The organism is Helicobacter sp. MIT 00-7814, from assembly GCF_003364115.1.
In the GTDB taxonomy this organism is placed as follows: Bacteria; Campylobacterota; Campylobacteria; order Campylobacterales; family Helicobacteraceae; genus Helicobacter_F.
The window spans coordinates 73,735-82,372 of the sequence record NZ_NXLL01000007.1; the positions used below are offsets into that span (position 1 = coordinate 73,735).

At 42.3% G+C, this 8,638-nt stretch carries 9 protein-coding genes and 1 pseudogene; 9 read left to right on the forward strand and 1 reads right to left on the reverse strand.

Annotated elements, in window-relative coordinates:
* The first annotated feature begins 96 nt into the window (after positions 1–96).
* The 9 genes from CQA49_RS03540 (at position 97) to CQA49_RS03580 (ending at position 8,304) form a co-directional block, all read left to right on the forward strand.
* On the forward strand, positions 97–1,059 hold the full coding sequence (locus CQA49_RS03540; RefSeq protein WP_115574590.1) for a hypothetical protein: 963 nt from the start codon (positions 97–99) through the stop codon (positions 1,057–1,059).
* Positions 1,049–1,975 (forward strand): flagellar basal body P-ring formation chaperone FlgA, encoded by a 927-nt coding sequence (flgA, locus tag CQA49_RS03545; RefSeq protein ID WP_115574591.1) that lies wholly within the window; start codon positions 1,049–1,051, stop codon positions 1,973–1,975. Before CQA49_RS03540 ends, flgA begins: the two co-directional genes overlap by 11 nt.
* Positions 1,972–2,565: a UbiX family flavin prenyltransferase gene (locus tag CQA49_RS03550; protein WP_115574592.1), complete on the forward strand. Its 594-nt coding sequence runs from the start codon at positions 1,972–1,974 to the stop codon at positions 2,563–2,565. The genes flgA and CQA49_RS03550 overlap by 4 nt, the downstream gene beginning before the upstream one ends.
* A 2-nt stretch (positions 2,566–2,567) precedes the next feature.
* Positions 2,568–4,163, forward strand: coding sequence for an ATP-binding cassette domain-containing protein (locus tag CQA49_RS03555; RefSeq protein WP_115574593.1), 1,596 nt, complete (start codon positions 2,568–2,570; stop codon positions 4,161–4,163).
* Positions 4,164–4,206: 43 nt separating this feature from the next.
* The gene (locus CQA49_RS03560) at positions 4,207–5,127 is read left to right on the forward strand and encodes a hypothetical protein (protein WP_115574594.1); all 921 of its coding nucleotides are present in this window, start codon (positions 4,207–4,209) and stop codon (positions 5,125–5,127) included.
* A 51-nt stretch (positions 5,128–5,178) separates the two neighbouring features.
* Positions 5,179–5,379 carry a sulfur carrier protein ThiS gene (gene thiS / locus CQA49_RS03565; RefSeq protein ID WP_115574595.1) on the forward strand — a complete coding sequence of 67 codons (201 nt, stop codon included), beginning with the start codon at positions 5,179–5,181 and terminating at the stop codon, positions 5,377–5,379.
* Positions 5,342–5,968 carry a hypothetical protein gene (locus CQA49_RS03570; protein ID WP_115574596.1) on the forward strand — a complete coding sequence of 209 codons (627 nt, stop codon included), beginning with the start codon at positions 5,342–5,344 and terminating at the stop codon, positions 5,966–5,968. Before thiS ends, CQA49_RS03570 begins: the two co-directional genes overlap by 38 nt.
* Positions 5,969–6,100: 132 nt before the next feature.
* A complete protein-coding gene (locus CQA49_RS03575) occupies positions 6,101–7,471 on the forward strand; it encodes a sodium-dependent transporter (RefSeq protein ID WP_115574597.1) in 1,371 nt (456 codons plus the stop codon).
* Positions 7,438–8,304 (forward strand): TIGR02757 family protein, encoded by an 867-nt coding sequence (locus CQA49_RS03580; protein ID WP_181882598.1) that lies wholly within the window; start codon positions 7,438–7,440, stop codon positions 8,302–8,304. The genes CQA49_RS03575 and CQA49_RS03580 overlap by 34 nt, the downstream gene beginning before the upstream one ends.
* A gap of 114 nt (positions 8,305–8,418) precedes the next feature.
* Here CQA49_RS03580 and CQA49_RS03585 read toward each other — a convergent pair.
* Positions 8,419–8,638, reverse strand: a pseudogene (locus tag CQA49_RS03585) (methyl-accepting chemotaxis protein); the annotation flags it as partial.

Here is an 8,638-nt window from a genome sequence, read left to right on the forward strand (position 1 = left end):
TACAAAAGAAAATCACATAAAATCGCGCAGTTTGATTTAACCTTTGCTTAGAATCTTTTCATTATAATGCGAAAAATTATTTTTTAAGGTGAGTTTGTGTGCGGGATTAAAAAGATTGTGAGCGTTTTTTTGCTTTGTGGGATTGTGGCGCAGGGGGCAAATTTGCAAGATTCTACGCAAGAATCTACGCAAAAACGCGTAGATTCTCCCAAGCGCGCGCAAGCCACAACGCAAACTAAAAATCGTGCGCAAACATCACAAATTGCTAAAAAATCAAACACGCAAAAGCAAAGCGCAACTTTGCAGGAAAATGACTTGACAGATAATGACGCAGAGCAGGGCGCTTTGCAAGATTTAGAACAAAAGCGATCAAGTGAAGAAGAGCGCAGAAAGTCCTTAAAACCGCTTGATTATAGCAATCTTTTTAGCAAGCCACCCATTGAGTGGGGCAAAATCGCTTCTGAAAAAAGCGGGCTTTTTGTGGGTGTTGGCGGGGCGCTTATCCCAACTATTCGCGCTGAAAATACCGCCGCACAAGCATATAGAGCAGATTATCCCTTTGGGTATGGATATGATTTGAAATTAGGATTTATGTATTTTTCAAATCCTTATGTGGGCTTTCGTTTATATGGGCAGTATGCTAATGCAAAGTCTTTTGAGCCTTACACCAGCGCGCGTAGCACACTTTCTAGGGAATATCGAGTGAGTATGTATAGTGTGGGGCTTAGCGTGATTTTGGACACTACGCTAGGAAGTCGCTATGAACACGCCATAAGCGTGGCGATTGATGTGTCTTATAGCCCAAAGATTGATTTTCAATCGCGTTGGTGCGATGAGTTTGGCAATAGAGGCGTAAATGCCTTTAGCGCGGGAAATAAGATCGTGCTAGGGCTCGGACTTGGCTATGTGTATCGCTCAAAACACCGCCTTGAAGTGATGTTTAAGCGTTTTACGGACATTAGAGAGAGTGCAGATTCTTTTGTGGCGATTAGAAATACCGCGCCTGTCGTGTTTAATCAACTACTTGGCGTGAGCGTAGGATATAGCTATGTTTTTTAAAAAGCTTTTTTTATTTTGCGCTCTTATTTGTGTTTTTTACGCCGATGAGCTAGCGCAATTCCCAACAAAGCAAGAATTTAGCCTTGCAAAAAGCTATGTCGTGGAGGATTCTAAAATTTACGCCCATACGCTTTTCCCAGAAATCCAAAAGCGCTTTTTGCTCGCTGTGATACCGCAAGATTCTTTAAATCTTATAATGCCTTCTTTTGAGGTGGCGCGCATTTTTGAACGCAATGGCTACAAATTGCAAACGCCTTTTAAAGAAGTACTTTTCACCTATCAAGCAAGTTTGAAGCTCCAAAAGCCACGAGAATTTCTCCAAAAGCTCTACACGGATTTTTTTAATGCCAACTGCCCGCAGAGTTTGCGAGTGGATTCTATAAAATTTAGCAATTTAGAGGAATTGCAGGGCGTGGATTTCACAAACGCGGATTTTGAACTTTTTGGCAAAAGTAGCGCGCTCAAAAAATCTAGTGGCACGCTTGTGGCGAAATTCCCGCAGGATAAGAAAAAAATTTTTTTGCAATATGAAGTGCATGCGTTTGTGAAAATTCTTTCTACAACGCGCAATGTGAGTGCTGGCGAGGAATTGCAAGATTCTATCTTTGCGCAAGAAGTGGCGTTTGAGCGCTTTTCTGCTTTGCCTGCGTGTGAGAGCGACTTAACTCTTGCAAGCGCGAAAGTCTATCTTGCAAAAGGAAGCTTTGTAAGCAAAGACAAACTGCGCCCAAAGATTTTGGTAAAAAAGGGCGAATTTGTGTTGGTGCAGAGTGAAGGTGAGGGATTTAGCATGCAAAACAGCCTTGAAGCGTTGCAAAATGGGAGCTTTGGCGAGGTGATAAATGCTAAAAATACGCAAAGTGGCAAAGTCGTGCGCGTAAAAATCACAAACAAAAATAAAGGTGTGCTTTTATGAATTATCCAAAAAAGCTCGCAGTTGGGATTTGCGGGGCAAGTGGCGTGCATTTGGCATTGCGATTTATTGAATCTTTGCCCCAAGATATTGAAGTTTTTGTCGTGCCAAGTGAAGGCGCGCTAAAGGTGTATGAGCGCGAGATAAGCGCTTTTAAGAGTGATTGTGCGCGCTCGCTTGAAAGTGCGATTTTAGGCTTAAAGCGCGCAAATCTCACACTTTTAAAATCTCACGCGCTAGATTCTTGTATTTCTTCTGGGAGTTTTGGACTTGAAGCACTTTGTATAATCCCCACAAGCACCGATACGCTGGCAAAAATCGCGCATGGCATTAGCGATAATTTAATCACGCGCGCTGCAAGTGTGGTGCTAAAAGAGCGCAAGATTCTCTTACTAGCAGTGCGTGAAATGCCCCTAAATGCGATAATGTTAGAAAATATGCTTTTACTTTCAAAGCTAGGCGCGCATATCGCCCCGCCCATTGTTGGCTATTACGCGCAGACTGCGGATTTGGATTTGATGGAGAGGTTTTTTATCGGCAAGTGGTTTGATTTACTGCATATCCCGCACACGCTTTTTAAGCGCTGGGAGTAGAAATGTCGCTTTTAAAAGTGCAGAATCTAAATTTTTGCGTGAGCGAAAGTTTTGCGTTGCAAAGTATCAATTTTGAGCTAGAAAAAAATGAGATTCTCGCCATTGTGGGAGAATCTGGCAGTGGCAAAAGCATGCTTGCGCAACTTTTGCTAAATCTCTTGCCACAGGCAAAGTTTCCAAAACAAAGCATTTTTTTTGAAGGGAAAGATTTAAGCGAGCTAAAAAATTGGCGCGCACTGCGTGGGAAGCAAATCGCCTACATTCCGCAAGAGCCACTAAGCGCGCTCAATCCTTTGCAAAAAATTGGCAAGCAAATTTTAGAAACCTATCTTTTGCATAATCCAAAGCCTACAAAAGCGCGTCTTAATGAGATTCTTACAGAATCAATGCAGCGCGTTGGGCTGGATTTTGAGCTAGCAAATCGTTATCCGCACGAGCTAAGCGGTGGGCAAAGACAGCGCGCACTCATCGCGCTAAGCGTGATTAATAAGCCACAGATTCTCATTTGCGATGAGCCAACAACCGCGCTTGATAGCATTTTACAGGCGCAAATTATAGAGCTTTTGGGAAGTTTGGCAAAAAATTGTGCGCTTATTCTTATCACGCATGATTTGGCGCAGGTGAGGGACTTTGCGGATAAAATCATCGTTATGCAAAAGGGCAAAATTATAGAATCTAACAGCGCGGATAAGCTTTTTAGCGCGCCACAGCAGGCTTATACAAAGGAGCTTTTAAACGCGCTTGATTTTGGAGAATTTAGGCTTAATAACTTTAGCGAGGAAATTCTTTTGGAATTGCAGGATTTTAGCGCGGTGGTTGCAAGCGGAGGATTTTTGCGCAAAAAAGATAAGGCGCTTGTTAGTGGCGTAAATATGCGCTTGCATAAAGGCGAGATTCTAGGTGTAGCTGGAGAATCTGGCAGTGGGAAGTCAAGCCTAGCCTTTAGTATTTTGCGCCTTATGCGCCATAGCGGTGCGTTGCGCTTTTTTGGCAAGGATATAAGGGACTTTACAAATGCGCAAGCGCGCGCGCTGTGTCAAAAAATTAGCATTGTGTTTCAAGATCCATTTGCTTCGCTTAGCCCTAGAATGCGTATAGGCGAGATTATCACAGAGGGCTTGGAAGTGGCTTTGCAAGGCAAGGGCGCGCGTAAAGATAAAAATGCGCGCAATGAGATTCTGACACGCGCACGGATAGAATCCTTGCAACGCGTTGGGTTGGATAAAGAATTAGCAAATCGCTATCCGCACGAGCTAAGCGGTGGGCAAAGACAGCGCGTAAGTATCGCTCGTGCGCTTGCGCTAAAGCCAAATATTTTGGTGCTAGATGAGCCTACAAGCGCGCTTGATAAATCCTCGCAAAAGCAGATTCTGCGCCTTTTGTTGCAATTGCAAAAAGAGCTTGATTTGTCACTTCTTTTTATCACGCATGATTTGGAAATTTTGCAAGCGCTAAGTCATAATATTTTGGTGCTAAAAGATGGCAAAGTGCTCGAACAAGGCGCGAGTAAAGAGGTTTTTAGCATGCCAAAAAGTGCTTATATGAAAGCACTTTTGCAAGCGCAGGTTAAAAAGAATTTAAATATAAAGAGTGTATAATCGCGGATTTTTTAACTTAAATCACTTGTGAAAAGGAGTGCGTATGGAAGCAAAGGTAGAGGGTAAAAAAGAGGGGAGAGATGAGCTAAAGCAGTTTATCAGCATAGTGTTGCGCTATAAGGTGACTATTGGTGTGTGCTTGTTGCTTGGATTGCTAGGATCGATTTTATATTTGTATGTGCTTGTGAAGCCGGCGTATCAGGTGAGCGCGCTTATTGATACAGGATATATCACAGATAATGATGGAAAAAGACAGCGTTTTGCGAGCGTAGAAGAGCTTGCACAAGAAATTAAAGATGTGTTTATAGAATCTAAGAAAATTGTCGAAGAAGATGCAGAAAAGCCCCGTATGAGAGTTACGGAGGTTGAGCTTGTCGCAGATAGTTCAGGAAGAGGCAAGCTGCCATATTTGAGAATCGAAGCGCAGGGCAAAGAGCGTGAAGATGCGCAAAAAATTGCTAATGATGTGCTAGCGTATATACAAGAAAAAAATAGACTTATTTTACAACGACATGTAAAAAGGATTCAAGACACAATCACCATCATTAACGCGCGTATAAAAAGTATAAAAGAAGTGCAAATTCCCTATATTGACTCTAAAATTTTACAGACAGATGCCGATATAAAGGAATCCGCATCTCTAAGCCAAACACAAACCCTTACTACTTACTTAAACCAACTTCAAGCTTCGCTTGATGGTTTGCAAAACCAAAGAACAAAACTCGAGAATGAAACACTACTTGCGTTGGAGCAAGATAGATTGCGTCATGAAGCAATGCTAAGCGAAGGTGCGGTGCAAGATGCGTTTTTTGTCCCAAAAGCAAATGTGGATACAAAGCCAACGATTAAAGCGCGCAAATGGCTTGTGTTCTTGCTAGGGCTTTTCTCTGGTGGTGTGGTAGCAGGTGTGATTGTATTTTCTCGCGAGATAATTTCACAAATTAAAAAAGAGGGTTTGGATTAAAGAGCTAGCGTGATAGAATCCCGCTAGATTCTCACGCAAAAAGGGGTAGTCATGGCACATATCACTCTTAATGGGGAATCTTATGAATGCAGCGCAAGCACGATTGAAGAGCTTGTCGCTGAGGTGGGAGCAAGTGCTAAGGCAATCGCTTTGGCGCAAAATACGCAGGTAGTGCATGCAAAAAATTGGGCGCAAACACCAATCAAAGAAAATGATGAAATTGAGATTTTGCAATTTGTCGGCGGAGGGTGAAAAAGAAAAATGGGCTAGAAATTTTTCCCACCGCCTGTTTTTTCTATTTTTCCCGTCTAGATTCTTTCTGCAAATATTCCTAACTCTTGGCTTTACTTTTAGCTTCCTTAGCACTTTGCAGGGTTATGAGTTTTTCCGCATAGGCTATAGCTTTGGGAATCTTAGCCTGCAAAAGGGCGAGATTCCCAGCAAAAATATTTCTGGCATTTTATTTGGTATAGAAAAAGCGCGCTTTTTTGACAATGTCTTGCTCGGAGGCTATTTGGAAGGCAATGTCTATCCGCTAGATTCTGTCATTGATGGCGGATATTATAGCTTAGGGCTTGGCGCAAAAGTTGGCTATAAGTTTAATAATTTGCTCGCCTATGCAAAGCTTGGGGCGGAATATATGAGTCTTAGCCACACACCACGCAATATCGAGCAAAAAAATATCGGTGGCGCTGCGCTAGAGCTTGGCGGGTTTTATCATATTATTGAAGGCTTTGGCTTGGGGTTGGGCGTTAAAACTTCTGTGCCTAGCTTTTATACAAATGGTGCAAGAGCCGGGCTTGTGGGTATTATGTGCTATTTTGGCTATGTGGAATTTTAAAGAACTTGCGCAAAAAAGCGTAGAATCTGCCCTTAAGAGACAATATACCTCATAAGCGAGCAAGAAAATATCCCTTTATGCTACAATCATTTGCTTAAACCAAAACAGCACGCAAACACGCAAGGAGGGAAAATGTATTTTTCAAAAATTGGCTTTATTTTGGCCACGCTTGGGAGCTCGATAGGTTTAGGGCATATTTGGAAATTCCCCTACACAGCCGGGCTTAATGGCGGTGGTGCGTTTGTGGTGCTGTATGTATTGCTAGCTTTTGGCATTGGCGTGGCATTGCTCATTACTGAAATGATCCTTGGGCAGGCTTCGCGCAAAAATGCACTTGATTGTTACCCTACGCTTTATTCTCGTAGCTCAAACACGCCCCCTAACAAGAGATTACACTTTTTTGGCTTTAGCGTGGTGGTTGGACCTTTTATTTTGTCGCTTTATGCGGTGATTTTAGGTTGGGTTGCGTATTATTTGGTGATGGCATTTATGGGGTATCCCAGCAGTGTGGAAGAGTCGGAAGCGCTTTTTTTAGAGTTAAACGAGCATTCTTTTTGGTATCAGTCTTTTGGCTTTAGTGTGATTTTATTTTTTAGCTCTTTTATTGTTGCAACGGGCATAAAAGAGGGGATTGAGCGTTTTAATATCATCTTTATGCCGTTACTTTTTGTGATTTTTATTGGGTTACTGATTTATGCGATGAATATGAGTGGTTTTGGGAAAAGTGTAGATTTTATGTTTAAATTTGATTTTAACAAAATTACTTCGCGCGTGGTGATTGAGGCGCTAGGGCAGGTGTTTTTCTCGCTTTCTTTGGGTGTTGGGACGATCCTTACCTACGCGCGCTATGCGCCACAATCGCAGAATCTCCTCAAAAGCTCGCTGTGGATTGTGCTAAGCGGGATTATTATTTCGCTTGTTGCGGGGCTAATGATTTTCACTTTTTTGTATGAATTTGGGCAAGAGCCAAAGGGCGGACAGAAACTACTTTTTGAAGCGCTTCCGCTTGCATTTGGCAAGATGAATACTACCATTAGCCACAGCGGCGAGGTTGTGGGATTTTTCTTTTTTCTTGCGGTGATTTTTGCGGGCATTACTTCGGCGGTATCGATTTTAGAGCCTTCGGTTGCGGCGTTTAAGGATAGATTTAATCTTTCGCAGGCTAAAAGCGTGTGGATTCTCACTTTTGGGATATGGATTTTGGGCGAGATTATTATTGTGAGCTGTTTGAGCGCGTTTGCGCCGAGCTTTAGGCTGTTTAATCATAGCTTGTTTGAGAATATCGCCTTTGTGAGTTCGAATTTTCTTATGCCTTTGGGCGGGCTTTTGGCGGTGATTTTTGTAGGCTACAAGCTTAAAACAAAGTTTTTGCAAGAAATCACAGGAAGTTTTTTGGGGAAATGGCAGTTTAGATTCTGGATTTTCTTAGTGCGTTTTGTCGCGCCAATCGCGATTGTAGGGATTTTGGTTTGGGAAGTTTTGAGCGTTTTAAAGATTTTTTAGATTTTCAATACGCGCTTTTTAGTGAGGAATTGCAAACTCGCGCGCAGTTGCCAGATCCGCTTCTTGTCGTGCGTCAATATGCGCATGATAGGCATTTTGCTGAGATTGCGCTTTTTTGTGCGTTGCTCTCATATGGGAATGCACGCGCGATTGTGAGCTTTCTTTCACGCGTTGATTTTGGGCTTTTTAGCGCGCAGGATTGCATGCGGGATTGTATGCAAGATTCTATGCAGGATTTTATACAGGAGCGCCTCACGCCAAATCCTTCTTTGTATTATCGCTTTCAGAGTGCGGAGGATATCGCGCATTTGCTAAAGATTTTTAGAATCTTATGTGCGCAAGGTGGGGTGAAAGAGATTTTTTTGCATGGTTATAAACACGCCACGCACACGCCTTTTAAAATCCTCAATGCCATTTATCACACGATTGCGCATCTTTGGGAAATTGCGCGCACGCTTAAGATTGAGAGCTCGCAAGGCTTAAGCTTTGCGCTAGGGAGTGCAGAAAATCTTGTGCCTTTTAATCCGCGTGGGCGCAGTGCATTGAAGCGGTGGAATATGTTTGCGCGCTGGCTGGTGCGAAAAGATGGCGTAGATTTTGGGCTGTGGAGTGAAATCGCGCCAAGTGAGTTGCTTATACCGCTTGATACGCACACTTTTAATACAGCACGCAAACTCGGGCTTTTAACACGCAAAAGTGCGGATTTGCAAGCTGTGATTGAGCTAAGTCAGAATCTTAAAACTCTTTGTCCTAAAGATCCTATGCGCTATGACTTTGCGCTTTATCGCATAGGACAACAACGCGTAGAGTTAGATTCTGCGTTGCAATGCTAAAATTTTTCTTATAAATCCAAATACCATTTTATTTGGATTTATTTCCGCGAGGTGATTAAATTAATGTAATAGATTCTAAGATTATTTTCATAGCTTAAAACTCTCTCTTCTCCCCTAAAACCTCTTCTTATTCACATCTTCTAATATCTCTTCTGCTATACCATTAACTCTTTGAGTAATTGTATTTGTAGCATTAGCTACTTCTACATTTTCTTGCGTAAGAGTTTCAAGTTGAGCTATAGCTTCATTGATTTGTCCTAAGCCTTCAGTTTGTTCTTTTATAGATTCACTCATTTCATTGACAGATTGCACTAATACATTTACATTAGCTTCT

Coding starts and splice junctions, on each gene's coding strand:
- flgA (WP_115574591.1), top strand. CDS start 1,049: ATGTTTTTTAAAAAGCTTTTTTTATTTTGCGCTCTTATTTGTGTTTTT.
- CQA49_RS03550 (WP_115574592.1), top strand. CDS start 1,972: ATGAATTATCCAAAAAAGCTCGCAGTTGGGATTTGCGGGGCAAGTGGC.
- CQA49_RS03555 (WP_115574593.1), top strand. CDS start 2,568: ATGTCGCTTTTAAAAGTGCAGAATCTAAATTTTTGCGTGAGCGAAAGT.
- CQA49_RS03560 (WP_115574594.1), top strand. CDS start 4,207: ATGGAAGCAAAGGTAGAGGGTAAAAAAGAGGGGAGAGATGAGCTAAAG.
- thiS (WP_115574595.1), top strand. CDS start 5,179: ATGGCACATATCACTCTTAATGGGGAATCTTATGAATGCAGCGCAAGC.
- CQA49_RS03570 (WP_115574596.1), top strand. CDS start 5,342: ATGAAATTGAGATTTTGCAATTTGTCGGCGGAGGGTGAAAAAGAAAAA.
- CQA49_RS03575 (WP_115574597.1), top strand. CDS start 6,101: ATGTATTTTTCAAAAATTGGCTTTATTTTGGCCACGCTTGGGAGCTCG.